The sequence below is a fragment of the Micromonospora sp. URMC 107 genome (assembly GCF_051386315.1).
Classification (GTDB): domain Bacteria; phylum Actinomycetota; class Actinomycetes; order Mycobacteriales; family Micromonosporaceae; genus Micromonospora.
This window is the reverse complement of sequence record NZ_JBPQTK010000331.1, coordinates 1-285: the sequence shown is the minus strand read 5'-3', so window position 1 is coordinate 285 and position 285 is coordinate 1. Positions and strand designations below refer to the sequence as shown.

At 68.4% G+C, this 285-nt stretch carries 1 protein-coding gene; it reads right to left on the bottom strand.

Annotated elements, in window-relative coordinates:
• Positions 1–285, bottom strand: a 285-nt coding sequence (locus ACSNN9_RS28745) for an acyltransferase domain-containing protein (protein WP_436676429.1), incomplete at both ends; no start/stop codon positions are given.

The following is a 285-nucleotide window of genomic DNA, read 5'->3' as shown; positions in this document are numbered from 1 at the left end:
ACCCCACGACGACAGCAACTCCCACAACGCCACCTCGACCGCGAACAACCCCGCCTGCGCGAACACGGTCTGATCCACCAACCCGGCGTCGGCACTGCCCAGCTCGGCGAACACAACCTCCCGCAACGGACGCGACAGATGCGGGTCGATCTCGGCGCACACGGCGTCGAAAGACGCCGCGAACACCGGGAACGCGTCGTACAGCTCCCGGCCCATCCCGACGCGCTGCGAACCCTGACCCGTGAACAACACCGCCCGACGACCCGCCGACACCACACCCGACAC